The organism is Rhizobium sullae (assembly GCF_900169785.1).
Lineage (GTDB): Bacteria > Pseudomonadota > Alphaproteobacteria > Rhizobiales > Rhizobiaceae > Rhizobium > Rhizobium sullae.
The window spans coordinates 206,112-226,838 of record NZ_FWER01000009.1 but is presented as its reverse complement, the minus strand read 5'-3'; the positions used below and the strand labels follow the sequence as shown (position 1 = coordinate 226,838).

Here is a 20,727-nt window from a genome sequence, read left to right as displayed (position 1 = left end):
CATGGCCTATGAAACGCTGATCGTCGAAACCCGCGGCAATGTCGGTCTGATTACGCTGAACCGGCCGCAGGCGCTGAACGCGCTGAACTCCACGGTACTCAAGGAATTGAAGCACGCCTATGCGGACTTCCACGCAGACGAGGCGATCGGCGCAATCGTTCTGACGGGCTCGGAACGTGCTTTCGCAGCCGGCGCCGATATCAAGGAAATGCAGCCGCTGCAGTTTGCAGATATCTATAAGGCCGAATACATCAGCGGTTGGGATGAGATTGCCAAGGCCCGCAAGCCGGTCATCGCTGCCGTCAGCGGCTTCGCGCTCGGTGGCGGCTGCGAGCTGGCGATGATGTGCGACTTTATTATCGCATCGGAGACCGCGAAATTCGGTCAGCCTGAAATCACGCTCGGCGTCATCCCCGGCATGGGCGGCTCGCAGCGCTTGACGCGTATGGTCGGCAAGTCGAAGGCGATGGATATGGTGCTGACCGGCCGGATGATGGACGCGGCGGAAGCGGAACGTGCAGGGCTTGTTTCTCGTGTGGTCGCACCGGAACGGCTTCTCGACGAAGCGCTGGAGGCAGCGGCCAAGATCGCGTCGCTGTCGCAGCCCTCGGTGCTGATGGCCAAAGAGGCGGTCAATCGCGCGCTGGAAACCACGCTGGAGGAGGGCCTGCGTTTCGAGCGCCGTCTATTCCACAGCCTTTTTGCAACGGAAGATCAGAAGGAGGGCATGGCTGCCTTCATCGAGAAGCGCAAACCGGCCTTTAAACACCGCTGATCTTCATTCCACGGAGAAAGGCGGCGTTTCCTTGAAAATGCGCGTTGACGCGGGTCGGCTTTAGAGCTATATGCCCGCCCACGGTTCGGGAAGCCGATCAGGTTTTCCGTTTATGCTCCCGCATTGCTGGATATTGTGGCCGCAAGGCCCGCGGTAATGACGGAGTTTGTTCGAATTCTTGAGAGAGGCATCCATGGCCAATACAACTTCGGCGAAAAAAGCGACCCGCAAGATCGCCCGCCGTACCGACGTCAACAAGGCTCGTCGCTCGCGCGTTCGCACTTTCGTTCGCCAAGTCGAAGAGGCACTCGCGGCAGGTGATGCTGCAAAGGCAAAGGAAGCCTTCCTCGCAGCTCAGCCGGAACTGGCGCGCGCTGCAAGCAAGGGCGTGCTTCACGCCAACACGGCATCCCGCAAGGTTTCGCGCCTCGCTGCTCGCGTGAAGGCGCTGTCGGCAGCTTCGGCCGCATAATCTTTCGTTAACAAATTGATCGTTATGATTAGCCCGGTAATCAAGCCGGGCTTTTTCGATTCTAACGATCTCCGCCGGATTGGTTAATTTAGCGACTGTTTCGTGTCACTGAGGTGACATGAAAAAATGTTTAAAATCAAATAGTTGCGCAAGGATGTTTCCAGCTTGGGCGACTCTCCTGCCTTCCGGCGGGCTTAGTTGTGAGTCAAGCGGATTTTTATTTTTTTTCTTTCAATGCGTGTCCAAAATACCCACTTAAGGAATCTCCTTGATTCTCCTGCGATTCTTTTTTGACATTGGCGTGACGCCCAAAAGCGGGCCCCGGAGTCAATGGCCGCTTCTTAATTTTGCGTAAAATTCATCATTGATCTCCGCAACTGATCCTGCCTAAATGGCGTCCAGCAAAGGGCGCGGACATCACCTGCAAAGGCTTAGTCTAAACTGCCACACCGGCAGGCCGATGGGTTTGTGCCATTTGCTACGGAGCAGTTTATCTCTCCGTTTTTTCAAGCACTTGAGCAATTTGCGCCGGGACCGTGGCTGGTCGCGGAACGAGGATGCTTTGTGCGCTCAGCGGCTGCACGCCTAAGGTGAGCCGAAGGGGATGGGGATAGTATATTTGCGTTTGGGCGGTTGGCCGGGAAACGAGGCCTGGCAGCCACCTTGGCGTAGTGAACATGACAGGGACCGCATGAACGCGGTGTCTGCCACGGTCCTCTGCGTCGGTCTCGCTAGGCGGGACGGTGTTTGTGTGAACCGGCATGCATGATGGCCCATGAACGGGCTGCCGGCGTGCCAGAACGGGGAAAATTGATCGGGCGGCTGGCTGATATCCGCCCGATGAAATCAATTTGGAAGGCGGCATGATGCAAATGAATTCATTGACGACGGGTGCTCTTGAAAATGGGGATAAGGCACCGCAGGCGTTTAGCTCTATTTGCCCGGATGCGGCGGGGGAAAAAGGAGAGATGAAGCATGGCATACTTTTCGAACGTGTCGGTGCGCGTCTGAAGGCCCAGGTTGGTCCAGACGTTTATGCAAGCTGGTTCGCACGTCTGAAGCTGCATTCGGTTTCAAAGAGCGTCGTGCGTCTTTCGGTTCCCACCACATTTCTCAAGTCGTGGATCAACAACCGTTATCTCGATCTCATCACCGGCCTTTTCCAGCAGGAAGATGCTGAGATCCTGAAGGTGGAAATCCTCGTCCGTACAGCAGCGCGTGCCGGCCTGAAGCCGGTGGATGAGGTGGCTATTCAAGAGCCGGCCTCCCAGATGGCACCGATGCGTCGCCCTCTCGCTGCTCAGCCTGCAGGTCAAGTGGTTCAACAAGCCGTTTCGGCAGTCGCTGCGGCGCGTCCCGCGACGGCTGGCCAGCCCCTCTTCGGCTCGCCGCTCGACTCGCGCTTCACCTTTGACACCTTTGTCGAAGGCAGTTCGAACCGCGTCGCGCTTGCGGCGGCAAAGACGATCGCGGAAGCAGGCCAGGGTGCTGTGCGCTTTAATCCGCTCTTCATTCATTCGAATGTCGGTCTCGGTAAGTCCCACCTTCTGCAGGCGATCGCCAACGCAGCGGTGCAGAATCCGCGGGCGCTGCGTGTCGTTTACCTAACTGCTGAGTATTTCATGTGGCGTTTCGCGACGGCGATCCGGGACAACAATGCGCTCACGCTGAAGGACTCGCTCCGCAATATCGACCTTCTGATCATCGACGACATGCAGTTCCTGCAGGGCAAGATGATCCAACATGAGTTCTGCCATCTGCTGAACATGCTGCTCGATAGCGCCAAGCAGGTGGTGGTTGCCGCCGACAGGGCGCCTTGGGAGCTTGAATCGCTCGACCCGCGGGTACGTTCCCGTCTGCAGGGCGGGGTGGCGATCGAACTCGATGCGCCGGACTACGAGATGCGCCTCGAGATTCTGAAGCGCCGCCTGGCTGCGGCCCGTCTGGAGGATCCGTCTTTGGAAATCCCGGCCGAACTGCTCTCGCACGTTGCCCGCAGCGTGACGGCAAGCGGCCGCGAACTCGAAGGCGCCTTCAATCAGCTGATCTTCCGGCGCTCCTTCGAGCCGAACCTGTCGATCGAACGGGTGGATGAGCTACTTGCCCATCTGGTCGGTTCCGGCGAACCACGCCGTGTGCGCATCGAAGACATCCAGCGCATCGTCGCGCGCCACTACAATGTCTCGCGTCAGGAACTGGTTTCGAACCGCCGCACGCGCGTTATCGTCAAGCCACGGCAGATCGCCATGTATCTCGCGAAGACGTTGACGCCGCGCTCGTTCCCGGAAATCGGCCGCCGCTTCGGCGGACGCGATCATACGACTGTGCTGCACGCCGTTCGCAAGATCGAGGAACTGATTGCGGGAGACACCAAGCTGTCGCATGAGATCGAGCTTCTGAAGCGCCTGATCAACGAATAATCGGCGATCCTCCACCTGAAATTTGCGGCCGGAAGCAATTCCGGCCGTTTTCTTTTATGCGTTCTTTATTCTATACAGCCGCACACCACGAAATGAGCGCCGGAATTCGACGGCGCATGGGAGGGCAGACATGAGTTTCAAAAAGATCGCCGTTCTCGGCCTTGGTAAGGTCGGACGGCTGGCCGCAACGCTTTTGCATGAGGGCGGCTTCGAAGTTAGGGGCGTCGATGCGCAATTGCCGCAGGCCGAAGTGCCGTTCACATGCCGTGCTGGCGATATTTCCAACTCGGCCTTCGTGACTGAGGTGCTTTCCGGCATGGAAGCCGTGCTCTCCTGTCTGCCCTATCATCTCAATATCGAGCTTGCACGGGCCGCCCACGCGGCAGGCATCCATTACTTCGACCTGACGGAAGACGTTCCGACCACCAATTTCATCATCGAACTCGCAAAGACGTCGCGCGCCCTGATGGCTCCGCAATGCGGCCTGGCGCCAGGCTTCGTCGGCATCGTCGGTGCAAGCCTTGCTGATGGGTTCGATCGCTGCCGCTCGATCCGCATGCGTGTCGGTGCCCTGCCACAGAACCCGACGGGTTTGCTCGGCTATGCCTTCAACTGGTCGCCGGAAGGCGTCGTCAACGAATATCTGAACGATTGCGAAGTCATCGAAGGCGGCATGCGCAAGCTCGTCTCGCCGATGGAATGGCATGAAACGGTCTATGTCGAGGGCGTCAAGCTCGAAGCCTTCACCACGTCGGGCGGTCTCGGCACGATGTGCGATACGCTGCACGGCAAGGTCGACAATCTCGACTACAAGACGATGCGCTATCCGGGCCATATGGACCTGATGAATTTCTTCTTCCATGAGCTGCTGATGCGGGACCAGCGAAAGCTAGCCGGCGAAATCCTGACCAATGCTAAGCCGCCGGTCGAGGACGATGTGGTCTATGTCCATGTTGCTGCCGAAGGCACGGAGGCAGGAAGCCTCCGCCGCAAGGAGTTCGTGCGGGCCTATTATCCGATCGAGATCGCCGGCGCGCGCCGCACGGCGATTGCCTGGACGACGTCGGCTTCCGTCGTCGCCGTCATCGAAATGGTCCGTGACGGCCTGCTGCCGGCAACGGGCTTCCTGCATCAGGAGCACATCCCGCTCGACATGTTCCTGCAGACGCCAACCGGAAGCCTGTTCAAGGCCAGCGCTGCAAGCCACGGTTAGGCCTTCAGGCTCGTCCAATAGGCGCCTTCGATAGGCACGGCCGCAAAGCGATCGTTGAGCTCGGCAAGACTGCTTGCCGGGTCGACATCGCCAAAGAGGTCCGGCCGGACCCAGGTCGCCACCGCTTCGGCTGCCAGAATGTTCAGCGGCACGGCGTTGAAGAAGTTCCATAGGCCGTGGACCCTGCCTTCCCGCACCGCCTTCAGCGGCGCAAGATTCGGCATCTTCACCGTTTCCCCAAGCGAGCGGCGCGCTTCCGACGGATCAACGCCGGGACCGACGGAAAAAGCCGTGTAGGTTCCGCCGGGCGATCCGGTAGCAATGTAGACATCCGGATCGGCTGCGAGGATATATTCCGCGGTCACTGGTCCGCCCTGTGACGGCAGGTTCTTGTCGGCGGCGTTGCGGCCGCCTGCCAGCACTATCAGTTCTCCGAGCCCGGTGCGGCCGATCGCCCAGCTTCCGCGGACATCGCTCGGATAGGCATCCATCAACACCAGAGGGCCGCTATCTGTCGTACTCGCCGTCTTGGCTTTGATGCGCGCCAGCCGCGTCTCGAAGAACCTCCCAAAATCCTCGGCCTGCTGATCACGCTCGAAGATCCGGCCGAGAAGGCGCATGTCGCGCGGCGTGGTTCTCAGCGGGTCGCGACTGAAATCAACGACGATGACCGGGACCCCAACCGATTCGAGGTATTGCATCGCGCGCCGGCCGAGTTCGCTGTCAGCCTGCCACATGCCCATGATCGCGAGATCGGCATTGAGCGACAGCGCCGTCTCGAACGACAGGCCATCCGCCTGCCCGTTGCCAACGTAAGGCACGGTCTCGATTGCTGGAAATTTCTTCCGGAACGCCTCATAGATGAAGGGATTGTCACCTTTCATGTCGTTCGCCCAGCCGGCGAGCAAGCTGACGGGATCAGGATGGATCAGCGACAGGGCGATAAGGTTGAATCCCGTCCCAAGGATCACGGCTTCCGGTCTCTTTTGAATGATCACCGTCCGCCCTATGGCGTCAGTCACCGTTAGCGGCCAGCGGGACTGTGCCCTGGCAGGAGCGCCGGCAACGGCTGAAGCCGCCGCAGCGAGAAAGCTGCGCCGCGTCATGGAAGATCGTGTCATTGCGGGTTCCTCTGGCTTGGCAATGCGCAGAGCTTGCCGCAGCTTGGAATTCCAGGAAGCATGTATCGAAGGCAGCAGACCTTTCGGCGCGCGACCTGCTCACCTTCTTCATCCAGATAGGTCACGCAGCCGCAAAACGGATTTACGCCGCCATCCGGCAGACATCCGCGCAGGAAGAGTGGAAGGTCGGGGCCGCCTGAGGGCTCTTCTCCCGTGAGCCGCAATGCGTAATCGATATAGACGGCAGCGTTGTTCCAGCAGAGTTTTGCCGAGATGCCGCAGGCCTTCAACCGCATGACGGCCTCGCCGAGATGGGTTTCAAGCAGGGGACCCACGGTCGCGAAACTCTCGGTCTCGATCTCGCTTTCGATCGTACCGGCATGCGGAACGCCGAAGGCGCGTGGCAGGCCAGCATCGTCCAGTGCGATCGTCATCTCCTCGAAGGCGACGGGAAGGGCCTGCGCGGCCAAGCGCCGAGCAAGCAGGTAGGGAATCGAGAGCCCGGAGAAGTAATAGAGCGACCACATGGAAACGATGGCGCGCCGGTCGCTGCCGCCGCAAACCTCCGCATAGCGATCGATCGCCCGCTGAAAGCCGCCGTCCCGGAAAAAGGCCGGCAGTGGCACACCGCCGGCAAGGTCCTCGCTTAGCATCATCTTGTCCCGGCACCAGGAATGCTCGCCGGAAAAGGCAGGCGACAGGTCACGCGGCCTGTCTTGCATGTTCATGTCCTGACGCGATGCGCTTGCCATCGGGCTACCATGTGTAGCGCAGGCTGCCGATCACGGCGCGGCCTTGGTCGCGGTAGCAAAAGCCCGCTGAGCAGACGGGCTCGCGGCGGTCGAAGAGATTGGTAGCATTAACCTGGAGGCTCAACCCTTCGTATTTCGTGTCGAGCGCTGCGAAATCGTAGCTGATCGCGGCATCGAAGAGCACACGGGAGCCATTCTGCGCCGTATTGCGGTCGCTTGTGTAGCTCTTGCCGAGGTAACGAGCGCCGACCCCGATGCCGAGGCCGTAGACAGGGCTGCTCTCTTGAAACGTGTAGTTCGCCCAAAGCGAGGCCATGTGCTTCGGCACCGATGAGACATAATTGCCGACCGTACCCGTCGCGCCCTCCTGGATTTTGGCTTGCGTGTAGGTGTAGGAGGCGACCAACGACAGACCGTTGTCGAGGCTTGTATTCGCCTCCAGCTCCAAGCCGCGCGAACGGATCTGGCCGCGCTGCACCTGGATGTTGGCCGGACCCGTCGGCAGGTTGACGACCTCGTAGTAGAGGCTGTTCTTCTGGTCGATGTTAAATAGCGCGGCGGTGATCAGCGTATTGCTGTTCGGCAGCAGATATTTGACGCCGATCTCTTCCTGTTCGCTCAAGGTCGGCTTGAAGGGCTGGCCCGTCTCCTGGTTGACGCCGGCATTCGGCGAGAAGGCGGTCGAATAGCTGATATAGGGCGCAAGGCCGAAATCGGTCTCGTAGCTCAGGCCGACGCGTCCGGAGAACTCGTTGTCCTTTTGCGAGATCGTATCGGTGGTGTCGGCGAGAAGATTCGTATTGTCGGTGTCGGTCCACACCCAGTCGTAGCGCCCCCCAAGCGTCAGTGTCCAGGCGTCGTAGCGGATCTGGTCCTGCACGTATGTGCCGACCTGCCATTGGTCCTGGACGGTGCGCGTCTGGTAATCGATATGCGGAACCGGGGCGCCTGCGTCCGGATTGTTGGTGTCAAGCGGCGGAGAGACGCCGCGGCCGTCGAGCGAGCGCCACTGCAGCCGAGTGAAATCAAGCCCCGTCAGCAGCGTGTGGTCGAGTTCGCCGGTATCGAACTTGGCCTCGATTTGGTTGTCGACCGTAAAGACGTTCAGCCGCTCGTCAAAGGTGCCGGCGCTGCGGTCGATGAGTGAGGGATCAACTGCATTGGGGGCGTAAGCAAAAGCCCAGTCGGCATCGATATTGAGCGTCGAGAAGCGAGCGTTTTGGCGAAATACGAAAGTATCGTTCAGCCGGTGCTCGAATTCATAGCCGATGCGTCCCTGATTCTGGATCGAATCGTTGAAAGCCGGATTGCCTGCAAAATAGTCCGTCACTTCGCCGGTGAGCGGGTCGTTGTAGTAGGCCGCGGTGCCGCCTGTCTTTGTCCGGGAATATTCGCCGAGAATGGTGAGTTTCGTGTCCTCGTCTGGCTTCCACATGAAAGCAGGAGCGATGTAGATGCGATCATCCGGAACGCTGATCTGTTCCGTGTCGGCGTCACGGTAGAGACCCGTAACGCGATAATAGAAGGGATCCTGATCATTGACCGGGCCGGAGAAGTCGAATTGACCTTGATAGCGCTGCTCGGTGCCGTACTGGAGCTGGAGCTCATGGTAGGGGTCTTCCGTTGGGCGTTTGGTGATGAGGTTAAAGAGGCCGCCAGCGCCGGAAGAACCGTAGAGTGCTGAAGATGGGCCCCGCAGGATCGAGACACCCTCAAGGCCGTACGGTTCGGTCTTGAAGAGCGAGGAACCGGCACCTGGCTGGCGCAGGTTGTCGCGGAAGACGCCGGAATAGGTGACATCGAAGCCGCGCACCGTAAAGCTGTCGAAGCGTGGATCGAAGCCGTAGGCGCCGACGCGCGTACCTGGCGTATAGGCGAGCGTGTCGAGCAGCGTCTGCGGGTTGCGGTCCTTGAGCTGCTGTTCCGTCACGGACGAGATCGACTGCGGCGTCTCGATGAACGGTGTGTCTGTTTTCGCGCCGGTCGCGCTGCTCTTGCCGACATAGCCGTCCGCCTGAATCACGCCGCCGCTGCCGCCATTGACGACGATGTCCTGCAGCACTGTGGCACCATCATCCTGCGGGCCGTCTGCAGTAGCATCCTGTGCGGCGGCCGGCAGAAGAAGATGGGCGATCACGGCGCCCGTCAATGCGGATGCCTGCAGCGATCTCATGGCAAAAACGTGTATTTTCATCAGCTTACGACTCTCGGCAGTCCATTTCAAATTATTTCATGAGTGTAATAGTCAACAAAAAGCCGGATGAAAACCTTTTATGAGTAAATTTCTCCACTTTTTAGAAGGAAGACGGGCGACGGCAGCAGTAAGTTAGCTCTTCGCTTCCGAAAGCAGCCAGCGCCGGAAGGTCGCAACGGCCGGGCGTTCGAGCGCAGCGCCCGGATAGACGAGATGGAAGGCGAGGCGGCTCGCAACGCCAAGCGGGAAGGGCGCGACGACGGCGCCTTCGGCGAGCTCCTTCTCCAAGAACGAGCGCCGCATCAATGCAAAACCGAGACCGGCCTTCATGGCTTCGTAGGCGCCATTGCCATGCATGAAGATCGGGCCGCGCGAGGCGTCCACCTTCGTCGCGCCTGCTGCCTCGAGCCAGAGCTTCCAGTCGTGCCGGTAGACATCATGGATCAACTGGAAGCCGGCAAGCGTGTCAGGCGAGGGGTGGTCTCCAAGCTCTGCCGCCAGCCGTGGGATGCAGACTGGCACCAGTTCGTCATCCACCAGCCGTTCGCTGACGAGTCCGTCATAGCCGCCTAGTCCGTGCCGGACGGCCAGATCGATGCCGTCGCGCTGAAAATCGAGCACACGATGCGAGGCGCTGATGCGCACGTCGATTTCCGGATGGGTCTCTTCGAAACGTCCAAGCCGCGGCACCAGCCAATAGGTCGCGAAGCCTGCCGTGCAGGTGACGTTCAGCACGGAGCCGCGTGGCCGCGCCGTAAGCGCCGCGGTCGCCTCCCGCATCATCCGAAAGGCGGTCTGCAGTGTGGTGAAGTAGTCCGCGCCTTCGACGGTGAGGGCGAGCGCCCGCGTTTTCCGGTCAAAAAGCCGTACGCCGAGTGCAGCCTCCAGATCGCGGATCTGCAGGCTGACGGCGCCAGGCGTCACGTGCAACTCCTTCGCCGCCAGCGTCATACTGAGATGCCGCGCCGCAGCTTCGAAAGCTCGCAGGGCCGAAAGAGATGGCAGAAACTCGCTCATGATTTAGCTCAGCTAAAGCGTTCATCGAAAAAAGACTCGTTTGTCGAAGTAGAATTATAGAAATAATATCAAAAGTGAAAGCGATCTGAAAAAAGAATCACGAAGCGATAATCGTCGAGCATAACTCGCAGTTGGCAGAGACTGGCGCGCAGGAAACGGGTGGCGAGATGCGCCGCCGTGTCGTAAGCCCGCGAACAATGAAGGAGGCAGAGATGCAGAAACAGATGGGCCTAGCCGAATGGGGAATGCTTTTGGTCCTCTCCCTCCTTTGGGGCGGCTCCTTCCTCTTCAACGGCATTCTGGTGGAGGCGCTGCCGCCGTTTACGATCGTAACGGGCCGCGTGCTGCTGGCTGCAGTCGCGCTCAATGTTATCGTGCGGCTCATGGGTCATACAATGCCGCGTGACGGCAAGACCTGGGTCGCTTTCTTCGGCATGGGCGTGCTCAACAATATGATCCCCTTTTGTCTCATCGTCTGGGGTCAGACCCATATTGCAAGCGGCCTGGCGTCGATCTTGAATGCCACGACGCCGCTCTTCACGGTTGTTGTCGCCCATATCCTGACTGTCGACGAGAAGATGACCGGCAATCGCCTGATCGGCGTGCTTATCGGTTTTGCCGGCGTGGCCTATATGATCGGTTTCGATGTGTTTCACGATATCGGCTCGAATGTACTGGCGCAGCTCGCGGTTCTTGGTGCTGCGGTCTCCTATTCTTTCGCCGGTATATGGGGACGCCGCTTCCGCGCTATGGGCCTGCCGCCGCTGCTGCCTGCAGCGGGCCAGGTCACGGCATCCACCATCCTGATGCTGCCGATCGCGCTGATTGTCGACCGGCCTTGGACATTGCCTGTTCCCGACATCGAAATTTGGCTGGCGCTCTTTGGTCTGGCGCTGCTTTCAACGGCGATCGCCTATCTGCTTTTCTTCCGTATTCTCGCAACAGCGGGCGCGACGAACCTGGCGCTGGTGACCTTCCTGATTCCCGTTAGCGCCATTCTGTTGGGGACGATCATCCTCGGCGAGCAGCTGCAGGCAAAACATCTGATAGGCATGGCGACGATCGCGGTCGGTCTTGCGGCGATCGACGGGCGGCTGATGTCGCTTGGAAAAAGGCGGGCAGCCTGAGGCTCAGCAGGCGAGATCGGCGACGACGGAATCGAGGATGAGCATGCCGGACGGCGTGCAGCGAAGCCGGGAATTGCCGATTCGCTCGATGAAGCCGTGCTCCAGCAAGAATTCCTCGCGCTTCGGGTCCGGATCCCGACCGGAAAGATGCTGCCAGCGGGCAAGATCGACGCCCTCCTTCAGCCGAAGCCCCATGAGCAGCAACTCGTCGGCCTGCTCGTCATAGCCGAGCCGTTCCTGCTCCAGAATGCCATGTCCGTCGCGTTCTACAAGCTCGAGCCAGGCCTCCGGCTTGCGCTCGGTCGCCGTTGCGATCTTCTCTGGCCCACGCGTCAGGCGGCCATGCGCGCCCGGACCGATCCCGGCATAGTCGCCGTAGCGCCAATAGGTGAGGTTGTGGCGGCTTTCCGCGCCGGGCCGCGCATGGTTGGAAACCTCATAGGCTGGCATGCCTTCGTGCGCTGTGATCTCCTGCGTCGCCTCGTAGAGATCTGCCGACTGGTCGCCATCAGGAACGACCAGTTTACCGGCCTTGTGCAGGCCGTAGAACGGCGTGCCTTCCTCGATCGTCAGCTGGTAGAGCGAGAGGTGATCGACCGCGTAGGAGATCGCTTCCTTCAGTTCCCGCTCCCACTCCTCGACCGTCTGGTCGGGGCGGGCATAGATCAGGTCGAAGGACATGCGCGGGAAGATGTCGCGCGCCAGCCTGATCGCCTTCAGCGCATCGGCGACATCGTGCAGGCGGCCGAGGAATTTCAGGTCCCGGTCGTTTAGCGCCTGAACGCCGAGCGACACGCGGTTGACGCCTGCCGCGCGATAGCCGCGGAAGCGCTCGGCCTCCACGCTCGAGGGATTCGCCTCCATGGTGATCTCGATGCCGTTCGGCACATGCCAGTGCTTCGAGATGCCGTCGAGAATGGCTGACACTGTTGCCGGGTGCATGAGCGACGGCGTGCCGCCGCCAAGGAAGACACTCGTCACCGTCTTCGGTCCGCTGATCCGGCGAACGGTGGCCATCTCCTTCAGGAAGGCAGCGGTGAATCGCTCCTGATCCACCGGCTGATGGCGGACATGGCTGTTGAAGTCGCAGTAGGGGCATTTCGCCGCGCAGAAGGGCCAATGCACGTAGACGCCGAAACCGGGCTCTCCGGTATCGGGCAGAAGCGTCGCATCGCGCATCAAGCTTGGCGTATCGAGAATCTCCACGAACCGACCTTACGCTTCCAGGCAGGTTTCGACAAAGAGTTTGAAGGCGCGCGCCCGGTGCGACAGGGCCTGCGGCTTGCCGATGTTCCAGCCGTGCTTCTCCTCGGCGCTCATCTCGCCGAAGGTGATGCCGTAACCTTCCGGCTGGAAGACCGGATCGTAGCCGAAACCCTGTGTGCCGCGCGGCGGCCAGACGACGGTGCCTTCGACCTCGCCGCGGAAAAGCTCCGTATGACCGTCCGGCCAGGCGAGGCAGAGCACGCTGACGAAGCGCGCGCGCCGTTGCTCGGGCTTGGTGGCTCCGGTTTTCTCCAGCGCCCTTTGCACCTTTTCCATCGCCATCGCAAAATCGCGCGTGCCGTCCGGCTTTTCGGCCCAGTTGGCGGTATAAACGCCCGGATCGCCGCCAAGCGCATCGATCACCAGTCCGGAATCGTCGGAAAGCGCCGGCATTCCTGCTGCCTTGGCGGAAGCGAGCGCCTTGATCGCCGCGTTTTCCTCGAAGGTCGTGCCGGTCTCGTCCGGCTCGATGAAGTTGAGGTCTGCTGCCGATTTGGCGGTAAAGCCGAGCGGTCCGATCAGATCCTGGATCTCGCGGATCTTGCCGGCATTGTGGCTGGCGACGACGATCGTCTTCGTTTCAAGCTTGCGCATGGTTCATCCTATTCAATGCCCCAGATTCTGGCTTCGGCGCATTCGAGGCTGTTTCCTGCTGGGTCGCGAAAATAGATCGAGCGGCCGCCGTTCGGCCAGTACACTTCGGATTCGATTTCGATGCCCGCGGCTTTGAGCTTCGCCGCCATGGCATCGATGTTCTTATCTGACACCCGGAAACATGCGTGGCCCTGACCTTTCGTGCCATGCGGCGGCACCTGCAGGGCATCGGCTGCCGGCGGTTTCACCGTTTCCTCGGGGTTGAAGATCAACAGCACTCCATACCCGCAGCGGAAGAAGACATGCCGGTTTCCGGCGCGCGCGATCTTGGCAAGGCCGAGCACGCCTTCGTAGAAAGCCTCGGCCTTGTCGAGATCATCCGCATAGAGCGCGGTCTCCAGCATGCCTTCCAGCAGGGCAGTCATCCGGCAATGGCCTGTTTCTGCATGTTGACGAGCTCCGCAATGCCGGCTTTCGCCAGCGTCATCAGCGCGGCAAATTCCCCGTCGGTGAAAGGTGTGCCCTCCGCGGTACCCTGAATTTCAACGATGCCGCCTGCGCCCGTCATGACGAAGTTCGCATCGGTTTCTGCAGAGGAATCTTCGAGATAATCGAGGTCAATCACCGGCTGACTGGCGAAGATGCCGCAGGAAATTGCGGCGATGTGATCTTTGAGCACGCGCTCGACCTTGATCATGTTGCGGGCCTCCATCCATTTCAGGCAGTCGTACAGCGCAATCCAGGCGCCCGTAATGGAGGCCGTGCGCGTACCGCCATCAGCCTGAATAACGTCGCAGTCGAGCGTGATCTGGCGTTCGCCGAGTTCCTTAAGGTCGACGACGGCACGGAGCGAACGGCCGATGAGGCGCTGGATTTCCTGCGTGCGCCCGCCCTGCTTGCCGGCTGCGGCCTCGCGTTTCATGCGCTCGCCGGTTGCGCGCGGTAGCATGCCATATTCGGCCGTGACCCAGCCCTTTCCTGTATTGCGCAGCCACGGCGGCGTCTTGTCTTCCAGGCTTGCGGTACAGAGCACATGTGTATCGCCGAATTTCACGAGGCAGGAACCTTCCGCATGCTTTGAAAAATTGCGCTCGAAAGTGACCTTGCGCATCTGGTCGGTTTTTCTGCCTGAAGGCCGCATTCTAATCTCCTGAAGCATGATGCCGAAATGCGTTAAGCGGTTTTCGGATAACGTCGTGAAGTGCTCAATGGTATCGACCGCTTCTACGATTGGCGGCAACCATTTGCAAATTCCCTTTTGCTACGAGGGCAAGAACGGCTATATTTTAGGGATCGTCATCAACGCGCAGGTCAAAGGAGATTCATGGGGTTCAGGTCGACGTCGGTTTCGGATGCCGTTGCGGCGCTGGATGAACGCTCTAAGGAAATCTTCCGCCGCATCGTTGAGGGCTATCTGGAAAGTGGCGAGCCGCTCGGCTCCCGCAATCTCTCGCGCATCCTGCCTATGTCGCTATCGCCCGCTTCCGTGCGCAATGTGATGAGCGACCTGGAAGCGCTAGGCCTGATCTACTCGCCACATGTCAGCGCGGGACGCCTGCCGACGCAGGGCGGCCTCCGGTTCTTCGTTGATGCTTTCATGCAGGTCGGCGACCTTTCCGCCGAGGACCGTGCGAACATCGACCGCCAGGTTCGTCCTGAAAGCCTTAATGCTCCCGTGGAAACGATGATGAACGAGGCAAGCCGGATGCTGTCCGGCATTTCGCGGGGCGCGGGGCTCGTCATCACATCGAAGAGCGATCCGGTCCTCAAGCATGTCGAGTTCATCCGCCTGGAGCCCACCAAGGCGCTGGCCGTGCTCGTCGGCGATCACGATCAGGTCGAAAACCGCATTATCGAACTGCCAGCAGGCGTTACGTCGTCGCAGCTGACGGAGGCCGCGAATTTCCTCAATGCCCACATGTCCGGCCAGACTTTGCCGGAGTTGCGCAAGCAGCTCAGTCACTTAAAGGAGAACGTCCGCCACGAGCTTGATGCGCTGTCCAGGGACCTTGTCGAGCGCGGTATTGCCGTTTGGTCTGGCGATGCGGATGAAGGCAAGCCACCGCAGCTTATCATTCGCGGCCGATCCAATCTGCTCGAGGGCCTGGCAGGCGCGGAGGACCTTGACCGTCTGCGCATGCTTTTCGACGATCTCGAAAAGAAGGACAGCCTAATCGAGCTGCTGAATCTGGCCGAAACCGGCCCGGGCGTGCGTATCTTCATCGGTTCTGAGAACAAGCTCTTTTCGCTTTCCGGCTCCTCGCTGATTGTTGCGCCCTATCGCGATGATGACGACCGCATTGTCGGCGCCGTTGGCGTCATCGGTCCGACGCGGCTCAATTACTCGCGCATCGTGCCGATGGTGGACTACACAGCACAGCTGATTTCCCGACTTGCGCGCGGCACGCTGTAAACTCCCGAATTGCTCCTTCTTTGTCACGCAGACTTGATTTTTTGCGATCGAAGTTCGATATCGGGCGCATCTCAAGGAAACCCACTACCGGAGACCGTCATGACGGACGAAACGACGAAAAACGGACCTGACGCTGCCGCGGCTGAAGCCGCAGACGACGCTGCCGCAAACGTCGAGAACGAAACCACGGTTGAAGCGCCGCCACAGCCGGATCCGCTTGAAGTGCTCAAGGCTGAGAATGTCGAGCTGCGTGAGCGCTATCTGCGCCTTGCCGCCGAAATGGATAATCTGCGACGTCGCACTGAGCGCGATGTGAAGGATGCAAAGTCCTACTCAGTCGCGGGCTTCGCGCGCGATATGCTTGCCGTCTCGGATAATTTGCGCCGCGCGCTCGATGCTATCCCAGCCGAAGCGAAGGAAGCGGGCGAGGCGGGCCTCGACACATTGATCGAAGGTGTCGAGATGACGGAGCGCTCGATGCTCTCCGCGCTTGAGCGTCACGGCGTCCGCAAGCTGGATCCGGTCGGACAGAAGTTCGATCCGAACTTCCATCAGGCGATCTTCGAGGTCCCGAATGCCGAAGTGCCGAACAACACGGTCGTCCAGGTCGTTCAGGCAGGCTTCACGATCGGCGAGCGGGTTCTTCGCCCGGCAATGGTTGGCGTCGCCAAGGGCGGCCCGAAGGCAGCTGAAGCGGATATCAATACGGCGTTCACCGAAAAGGACGCCTGATCTCTCAGACGCCTCAACGATCAGTCTGAAAATCAGATGCGGGCGAAGCGCTCGATCAGTAGATCGAAGAAGCCGTCCGCATCCACATGGCGCATCACCTTGGCATTGCGCTTACGGTCGGTCACATGCCACCAGTCGACGACCGTCATGCCCACGGTCAGCTCCGACTTCACCTCGATCTCGACATTGCAGTCACGGCCCTTGAAAAGCTCCGGCTTTAGCAGGTAGGCGACGACAGTCGGATCGTGTAGCGGCCCGCCGTCGGAGCCATATTTCTCGACATCGAAGCGCTCAAAAAACTCCAGCATTTCGACCATTGCTTTCGCCGGTGCCGTACCGAGATCGGCCATGCGCTTTACGCGATCCTTCCGCGTCAGCAGCTGATGCGTCACGTCGAGCGGCATCATCACGATCGGCACGCCCGAACGGAAGACGATGTCGGCCGCTTCCGGATCGACATAGATGTTGAATTCCGCGGCCGGTGTGATGTTGCCGCCCTCGAAGAACCCGCCTCCCATCATCACCAGTTCGCGGATGCGCGGAATGATATCCGGCGCTTTCTGGAAGGCCATGCCGATATTGGTGAGCGGTCCCAGCGTGCAAAGCGTCACCATGCCTCCCGGCTCGCGGCGAAGCGTCTCGATGATGAAGTCGACCGCGTGCCCTGCCTTCAACGGCATTGTCGGTTCATCGAGCTCAGGTCCATCGAGGCCGGTCTTTCCGTGCACGTGCTCGGCCGTGACCAGTTTGCGCGCGATTGGTGCATCCGCACCTGCAAAAACCTTCGTGTCGGTCCGTCCGCAGAGCTCGCAGACGATGCGCGCATTGCGGCTCGTGTAGGAGAGCGGCACGTTGCCCGCGACGGTCGTAATGCCGAGCACTTCCAGCTCTTCGGGACTGCCGAAGGCAAGCATGATGGCCGCTGCATCGTCCTGGCCGGGATCGGTGTCGATGATGATCTTTCTGGGGGTCGCCATTTCGTCGTTCCGTCTCAAGGTGCACGTCGTGGCAGGCACCGTTCGTTTATCGTTCCGTCGCAGATCGGCGCAGCCGTTGCGGGCGACGATTTGATGCGAGCCGCCATGATCTTTGTCAAGCAACTGCTTGAGTCCAACCGTCTTAAATTCATATGTCGGCGATGCGCCGCATATGTCTTGCGCGAAAGGTACACGCTTCCCATATTAACGGCGTCCGGATGCTACGCTTAGGTCCGGGAAGGTCGCTTGCATCAAGGACTTTGAAAGATGAGCCGCATGACACCTTTCGCCAGCCCGCTGCTTCTGGGCTTCGATGCCATGGAAAAGACGCTTGAACGCATTTCCAAGGCAAGCGACGGTTACCCGCCCTACAATATCGAACGTATCGCCGCCGGTCACGGGGCACCTGAACGCTTGCGCATCACGCTTGCTGTCGCGGGCTTCAGTGAAGAAGAGCTCGACGTTACCATCGAAGAGAACCAACTGTTGATCCGCGGCCGCCAGGTCGAGCAGGGCGAGCATGAATATCTTTATCGCGGTATTGCCGCCCGTCAGTTCCAGCGCACGTTCGTGTTGGCAGATGGCATGCAGGTTCTGGGTGCCAGCCTCAGGAACGGATTGCTGGCCGTCGATCTCGTTCGTCCGGAACCGGCGCGCATGGTGAAGAAAATTAACATTTCGGTCTCACAGTAGGACAACGGCCCATTCGGCTGTTGGTCCCTTCTCCCGGAGGTACAGGAATGTTGATGAAAGAAGCGAATTCTCACCTGACCAAGTCCGAGCTAGCCGGTATCGGCAACGGCGAGGTCGCCTATATCCGCAAGATGCGCACTGATGAGGTGTCGAAGTGCTTCCCCGAAGCGCCGGATATCGATCCGGGCGTGGACCTTTGGGCCCTCTTCGGCGCAGACGGAACGCCGATCCTGCTCACGGATAATCGCTCCAGCACCTTCTTCAAGGCAGCTGAAGACGAACTGAAGACGGTGAGCCTGCACTGAAAAGCAGGCTTAGACCTTCTTGAACGTCAGATAGGCGGAGGATCTGCCCTCCCGCCGGGCCTTGGCCTCGTAGCGTGTGCTCGGCCAACCCTCATAGGGCGTCAGCCAGTCGGCGGCGGTTTCCGCAAGCCAGTCGAAGCCGCCGTGATCGCGGCACTTCAGCAGCGTCCAATTCACGTAGGTATCAATGTCCGAGGCGAAGCAGAAGAGCCCGCCGGGCTTCAGTACGCGATGGAAACGGTCGAGATTGGTCTTGGAAACGAAGCGCCGTTTCCAGTGCTTCCGCTTCGGCCATGGATCGGGATAGAGCAGATCAATCTGATCCAGGCTGCCGTCGGGCAGCCAGTCGAGCAGTTGCGTTGCATCGTCGTTATAGACACGGATATTCTTTGCACCCTTTGCCTCAATGCTCGCCAGCAGTTTCTGCATGGAATTGATGAAGGGTTCGACGCCGATGAAGCCGGTGGAGGGCATTTCCAGAGCGCGGTGGATCAGATGTTCGCCACCGCCGAAACCGATTTCCAGGCGCAGCCGTTCAGTCGGAACCGGAAAGAGGTTTTTCAGCGGCTCTGGTGGAGCCGCCGAAAGATCGATGAGGAATGCCGGGAGCAGCGTATGAAGTCTTTCCGCTTGATGTTCGCGGAGAGCCTTTCCCTTGCGGCGACCGAAGAAAGCTTCGGTCGCGCGCCCCCGGCGCTCCATATCCGTCATGCCACCGCCCGAAGCTTCACGGCTTCCTTCAGCGCCTTGACGAGATCCGTGCGTTCCCATGAGAACGAGCCATCACGGCCTGCCTTGCGGCCGAAGTGGCCATAGGCCGAGGTCTTGGCGTAGATCGGCTTGTTGAGGTCGAGATGGCGGCGGATGCCGGTCGGTGACAGGTCCATGTTCTTGCGGATCGCCGCCTCGACTTGGTCTTCCGTCACGCCCTTGCCGGTGCCGTGCAGATCGACATAGATCGACAGCGGCTGTGCGACGCCGATCGCATAGGAGAGCTGGATCGTGCAGCGGTCGGCAAGACCTGCGGCGACGACGTTCTTCGCAAGATAGCGGGCAGCATAGGCTGCGGACCGGTCGACCTTGGTCGTGTCCTTACCGGAGAATGCGCCGCCGCCGTGGGGAGCGGCACCGCCATAGGTGTCGACGATGATCTTGCGGCCGGTAAGACCAGCATCGCCGTCCGGGCCGCCGATGACGAACTTGCCGGTCGGGTTGATGTACCAGTTGCATTCCTTGGCGATCGGCAGATCGCCCAGCGCTTCGCGGATGTAAGGCTCCACAACGGCGCGAACCTTCTTCGAATCCCAGCTGTCATCGAGATGCTGGGTCGAAAGAACGATCGAGGTCACTTCGGCAGGCTTACCGTCGATGTAGCGCACGGTCACCTGGCTCTTGGCGTCCGGGCCAAGCTTGGCGACATCGCCGTCGCCTTTCTTGCGGGCTGTGGCCAGCAGTTGCAGGATCTTGTGGGAGTAGTAGATCGGAGCTGGCATGAGGTCCGGCGTTTCCTTGCAGGCGTAGCCGAACATGATGCCTTGGTCGCCGGCACCTTCGTCACCCTGCTGGTCGGCTGCATTGTCGACGCCCTGTGCGATATCGGCAGACTGCGAGTGCAGCAGCACGTCGATCTTTGCCTTTTTCCAGTGGAAGCCTTCCTGCTCGTAGCCGATGTCCTTGATAGCGCGGCGGGCTGCAGCCTTGAATTTCGACGGGTTGATGACGTCGTTGCCGTTCTTATCCTTCTTCATCAGGCTCGGTGGCAGACGGACTTCACCGGCGATCACAACGCGGTTCGTCGTCGCCAGGGTTTCGCAGGCAATGCGCACGCCCCAGGGGTTGATGCCGGTTTTGGCCGCTTCACGATAGACCAGATCGACGATCTCGTCGGAGATGCGGTCACACACCTTGTCCGGGTGACCTTCGGCAACTGACTCGCTGGTGAAAAAATAATTCGCGCGCATTCGGGATTCCCCTCAAAGAACAAAAGCCGTGTAGTTGGTACTCATTTCGCGTTCGAAAAACAAGCACACAAGGACATATATATATCTTTATATCTGCGGCGAAATGGTAAATTTTGCCCATAAAACGCAAAAAAGGTGGCCTTTCGACCACCTTTCAAAACTGCGGTCATCAAAGGGTTCAGTCCGCGTCGGCCTCGGCGGCCAGCGCCTTCACAAGCTCCACGACCTTGCGGCGAACCTTGGGGTCGGAAATCTTTACGAAGGCCCGGTTGAGCTGAAGCCCTTCCGAGGAGGAGAGGAAATCGACAACATAATTCGAGCTCGATGCCTCTGCCATGCCGGTCAATCCGCCGGCGTGATCGCCCGGAGCGTCCTCGAAGAAAAAGGAAACCGGGACGTTGAGAATACTCGAGATGTTCTGCAGGCGGCTCGCACCGACGCGGTTTGTACCCTTCTCGTACTTCTGGATCTGCTGAAAAGTGATCCCGAGGCTTTCGCCCAGCTTCTCCTGGCTCATGCCAAGCATTGTACGGCGAAGCCGAATGCGACTGCCGACGTGGATGTCGATCGGGTTAGGCTTCTTCTTGTTTTCAATCATGGTCGTGCCCTAGCAAAGATTTTCAACCTGGTTAAACCGGCAGTGCCCAGACCCATCCGTAACGCCACGTTGTAAGCGGCGTAAACCCTATCATCAA

General features: G+C 59.8%; 21 protein-coding genes. 9 read left to right on the top strand and 12 right to left on the bottom strand.

All coding sequences use genetic code 11. From position 1 onward, the window contains the following. Window position 1 precedes the first annotated feature (1 nt). The 4 genes from BN1800_RS10550 to BN1800_RS10535 all read left to right on the top strand — a co-directional run bounded on the left by BN1800_RS10550 (window position 2) and on the right by BN1800_RS10535 (window position 4,880). Window positions 2-775: an enoyl-CoA hydratase gene (locus tag BN1800_RS10550; RefSeq protein WP_027510847.1), complete on the top strand. Its 774-nt coding sequence runs from the start codon at window positions 2-4 to the stop codon at window positions 773-775. Between the two features lie 193 nt (window positions 776-968). Then, complete coding sequence (gene rpsT / locus BN1800_RS10545; RefSeq protein ID WP_027510846.1) at window positions 969-1,247, top strand: 30S ribosomal protein S20; 279 nt, start codon at window positions 969-971, stop codon at window positions 1,245-1,247. A gap of 866 nt (window positions 1,248-2,113) precedes the next feature. Continuing rightward, window positions 2,114-3,667 carry a chromosomal replication initiator protein DnaA gene (dnaA, locus tag BN1800_RS10540; protein WP_027510845.1) on the top strand — a complete coding sequence of 518 codons (1,554 nt, stop codon included), beginning with the start codon at window positions 2,114-2,116 and terminating at the stop codon, window positions 3,665-3,667. Window positions 3,668-3,797: 130 nt separating this feature from the next. Next, the gene (locus tag BN1800_RS10535; protein ID WP_086997089.1) at window positions 3,798-4,880 is read left to right on the top strand and encodes a saccharopine dehydrogenase family protein; all 1,083 of its coding nucleotides are present in this window, start codon (window positions 3,798-3,800) and stop codon (window positions 4,878-4,880) included. Here BN1800_RS10535 and BN1800_RS10530 read toward each other — a convergent pair. From BN1800_RS10530 to gcvA, 4 genes are all read right to left on the bottom strand, one after another. Then, window positions 4,877-6,001, bottom strand: a complete 1,125-nt coding sequence (locus BN1800_RS10530; RefSeq protein ID WP_086997086.1) for an ABC transporter substrate-binding protein — start codon at window positions 5,999-6,001, stop codon at window positions 4,877-4,879. The genes BN1800_RS10535 and BN1800_RS10530 overlap by 4 nt on opposite strands. Continuing rightward, entirely contained in the window at window positions 5,998-6,729 is a 732-nt protein-coding gene (gene fhuF / locus BN1800_RS10525) for a siderophore-iron reductase FhuF (protein WP_179213780.1), read from the bottom strand. Before fhuF ends, BN1800_RS10530 begins: the two co-directional genes overlap by 4 nt. 28 nt (window positions 6,730-6,757) lie before the next feature. Then, window positions 6,758-8,926, bottom strand: a complete 2,169-nt coding sequence (locus BN1800_RS10520) for a TonB-dependent siderophore receptor (protein WP_425298987.1) — start codon at window positions 8,924-8,926, stop codon at window positions 6,758-6,760. Window positions 8,927-9,079: 153 nt separating this feature from the next. Beyond that, window positions 9,080-9,964, bottom strand: a complete 885-nt coding sequence (gcvA, locus tag BN1800_RS10515; RefSeq protein WP_086997078.1) for a transcriptional regulator GcvA — start codon at window positions 9,962-9,964, stop codon at window positions 9,080-9,082. A 212-nt stretch (window positions 9,965-10,176) separates the two neighbouring features. Between gcvA and BN1800_RS10510 the strand changes: the two genes are divergently transcribed. Next, window positions 10,177-11,091 carry a DMT family transporter gene (locus tag BN1800_RS10510; protein WP_086997230.1) on the top strand — a complete coding sequence of 305 codons (915 nt, stop codon included), beginning with the start codon at window positions 10,177-10,179 and terminating at the stop codon, window positions 11,089-11,091. A 3-nt stretch (window positions 11,092-11,094) separates the two neighbouring features. On the opposite strand, the gene hemW is transcribed toward BN1800_RS10510, so the two are convergent. Genes hemW through rph form a run of 4 tightly spaced genes read right to left on the bottom strand, consistent with a single transcriptional unit; the run spans window position 11,095 to window position 14,092 of the window. Continuing rightward, complete coding sequence (gene hemW, locus BN1800_RS10505) at window positions 11,095-12,270, bottom strand: radical SAM family heme chaperone HemW (RefSeq protein WP_425298986.1); 1,176 nt, start codon at window positions 12,268-12,270, stop codon at window positions 11,095-11,097. 36 nt (window positions 12,271-12,306) lie between these two features. Continuing rightward, window positions 12,307-12,951, bottom strand: coding sequence for an RdgB/HAM1 family non-canonical purine NTP pyrophosphatase (rdgB, locus tag BN1800_RS10500; RefSeq protein WP_086997072.1), 645 nt, complete (start codon window positions 12,949-12,951; stop codon window positions 12,307-12,309). 8 nt (window positions 12,952-12,959) lie between these two features. Further along, window positions 12,960-13,376, bottom strand: coding sequence for a VOC family protein (locus BN1800_RS10495; RefSeq protein WP_086997069.1), 417 nt, complete (start codon window positions 13,374-13,376; stop codon window positions 12,960-12,962). Continuing rightward, on the bottom strand, window positions 13,373-14,092 hold the full coding sequence (gene rph / locus BN1800_RS10490; protein WP_027510835.1) for a ribonuclease PH: 720 nt from the start codon (window positions 14,090-14,092) through the stop codon (window positions 13,373-13,375). Before rph ends, BN1800_RS10495 begins: the two co-directional genes overlap by 4 nt. 183 nt (window positions 14,093-14,275) lie before the next feature. Here rph and hrcA point away from each other — a divergent pair, with 183 nt between their 5' ends. Beyond that, window positions 14,276-15,364: a heat-inducible transcriptional repressor HrcA gene (gene hrcA / locus BN1800_RS10485; protein WP_027510834.1), complete on the top strand. Its 1,089-nt coding sequence runs from the start codon at window positions 14,276-14,278 to the stop codon at window positions 15,362-15,364. Between the two features lie 99 nt (window positions 15,365-15,463). Next, complete coding sequence (gene grpE / locus BN1800_RS10480; protein ID WP_086997066.1) at window positions 15,464-16,096, top strand: nucleotide exchange factor GrpE; 633 nt, start codon at window positions 15,464-15,466, stop codon at window positions 16,094-16,096. A gap of 32 nt (window positions 16,097-16,128) precedes the next feature. Here grpE and BN1800_RS10475 read toward each other — a convergent pair whose 3' ends face one another. Then, a complete protein-coding gene (locus BN1800_RS10475; protein WP_086997063.1) occupies window positions 16,129-17,073 on the bottom strand; it encodes a nucleoside hydrolase in 945 nt (314 codons plus the stop codon). Between the two features lie 267 nt (window positions 17,074-17,340). Between BN1800_RS10475 and BN1800_RS10470 the strand changes: the two genes are divergently transcribed. Continuing rightward, the gene (locus tag BN1800_RS10470) at window positions 17,341-17,766 is read left to right on the top strand and encodes an Hsp20 family protein (RefSeq protein ID WP_027510831.1); all 426 of its coding nucleotides are present in this window, start codon (window positions 17,341-17,343) and stop codon (window positions 17,764-17,766) included. A gap of 47 nt (window positions 17,767-17,813) precedes the next feature. Continuing rightward, window positions 17,814-18,071, top strand: a complete 258-nt coding sequence (locus BN1800_RS10465; protein WP_027510830.1) for a BQ00720 family protein — start codon at window positions 17,814-17,816, stop codon at window positions 18,069-18,071. 9 nt (window positions 18,072-18,080) lie between these two features. Here the strand turns inward: BN1800_RS10465 and trmB are convergent, their stop codons facing one another. From trmB to BN1800_RS10450, 3 genes are all read right to left on the bottom strand, one after another. After that, window positions 18,081-18,782 carry a tRNA (guanosine(46)-N7)-methyltransferase TrmB gene (gene trmB, locus BN1800_RS10460; RefSeq protein WP_086997060.1) on the bottom strand — a complete coding sequence of 234 codons (702 nt, stop codon included), beginning with the start codon at window positions 18,780-18,782 and terminating at the stop codon, window positions 18,081-18,083. After that, window positions 18,779-20,032 (bottom strand): methionine adenosyltransferase, encoded by a 1,254-nt coding sequence (metK, locus tag BN1800_RS10455; RefSeq protein WP_027510828.1) that lies wholly within the window; start codon window positions 20,030-20,032, stop codon window positions 18,779-18,781. Before metK ends, trmB begins: the two co-directional genes overlap by 4 nt. A 178-nt stretch (window positions 20,033-20,210) precedes the next feature. Beyond that, complete coding sequence (locus tag BN1800_RS10450) at window positions 20,211-20,630, bottom strand: helix-turn-helix domain-containing protein (RefSeq protein ID WP_027510827.1); 420 nt, start codon at window positions 20,628-20,630, stop codon at window positions 20,211-20,213. Window positions 20,631-20,727 lie beyond the last annotated feature (97 nt).

What these genes read in the sequence shown, in the direction of transcription:
- BN1800_RS10535 (WP_086997089.1), top strand. Translation starts at nt 3,798, where the DNA reads ATGAGTTTCAAAAAGATCGCCGTTCTCGGCCTTGGTAAGGTCGGACGG.
- BN1800_RS10495 (WP_086997069.1), bottom strand. Translation starts at nt 13,376, where the DNA reads ATGACTGCCCTGCTGGAAGGCATGCTGGAGACCGCGCTCTATGCGGAT.
- trmB (WP_086997060.1), bottom strand. Translation starts at nt 18,782, where the DNA reads ATGACGGATATGGAGCGCCGGGGGCGCGCGACCGAAGCTTTCTTCGGT.
- fhuF (WP_179213780.1), bottom strand. Translation starts at nt 6,729, where the DNA reads ATGAACATGCAAGACAGGCCGCGTGACCTGTCGCCTGCCTTTTCCGGC.
- metK (WP_027510828.1), bottom strand. Translation starts at nt 20,032, where the DNA reads ATGCGCGCGAATTATTTTTTCACCAGCGAGTCAGTTGCCGAAGGTCAC.
- rpsT (WP_027510846.1), top strand. Translation starts at nt 969, where the DNA reads ATGGCCAATACAACTTCGGCGAAAAAAGCGACCCGCAAGATCGCCCGC.
- grpE (WP_086997066.1), top strand. Translation starts at nt 15,464, where the DNA reads ATGACGGACGAAACGACGAAAAACGGACCTGACGCTGCCGCGGCTGAA.
- rph (WP_027510835.1), bottom strand. Translation starts at nt 14,092, where the DNA reads ATGCGGCCTTCAGGCAGAAAAACCGACCAGATGCGCAAGGTCACTTTC.
- BN1800_RS10530 (WP_086997086.1), bottom strand. Translation starts at nt 6,001, where the DNA reads ATGACACGATCTTCCATGACGCGGCGCAGCTTTCTCGCTGCGGCGGCT.
- BN1800_RS10475 (WP_086997063.1), bottom strand. Translation starts at nt 17,073, where the DNA reads ATGGCGACCCCCAGAAAGATCATCATCGACACCGATCCCGGCCAGGAC.
- BN1800_RS10450 (WP_027510827.1), bottom strand. Translation starts at nt 20,630, where the DNA reads ATGATTGAAAACAAGAAGAAGCCTAACCCGATCGACATCCACGTCGGC.
- hemW (WP_425298986.1), bottom strand. Translation starts at nt 12,270, where the DNA reads ATGCGCGATGCGACGCTTCTGCCCGATACCGGAGAGCCCGGTTTCGGC.
- BN1800_RS10510 (WP_086997230.1), top strand. Translation starts at nt 10,177, where the DNA reads ATGCAGAAACAGATGGGCCTAGCCGAATGGGGAATGCTTTTGGTCCTC.
- BN1800_RS10470 (WP_027510831.1), top strand. Translation starts at nt 17,341, where the DNA reads ATGAGCCGCATGACACCTTTCGCCAGCCCGCTGCTTCTGGGCTTCGAT.
- BN1800_RS10550 (WP_027510847.1), top strand. Translation starts at nt 2, where the DNA reads ATGGCCTATGAAACGCTGATCGTCGAAACCCGCGGCAATGTCGGTCTG.
- dnaA (WP_027510845.1), top strand. Translation starts at nt 2,114, where the DNA reads ATGCAAATGAATTCATTGACGACGGGTGCTCTTGAAAATGGGGATAAG.
- hrcA (WP_027510834.1), top strand. Translation starts at nt 14,276, where the DNA reads ATGGGGTTCAGGTCGACGTCGGTTTCGGATGCCGTTGCGGCGCTGGAT.
- rdgB (WP_086997072.1), bottom strand. Translation starts at nt 12,951, where the DNA reads ATGCGCAAGCTTGAAACGAAGACGATCGTCGTCGCCAGCCACAATGCC.
- BN1800_RS10520 (WP_425298987.1), bottom strand. Translation starts at nt 8,926, where the DNA reads ATGAGATCGCTGCAGGCATCCGCATTGACGGGCGCCGTGATCGCCCAT.
- gcvA (WP_086997078.1), bottom strand. Translation starts at nt 9,964, where the DNA reads ATGAGCGAGTTTCTGCCATCTCTTTCGGCCCTGCGAGCTTTCGAAGCT.
- BN1800_RS10465 (WP_027510830.1), top strand. Translation starts at nt 17,814, where the DNA reads ATGTTGATGAAAGAAGCGAATTCTCACCTGACCAAGTCCGAGCTAGCC.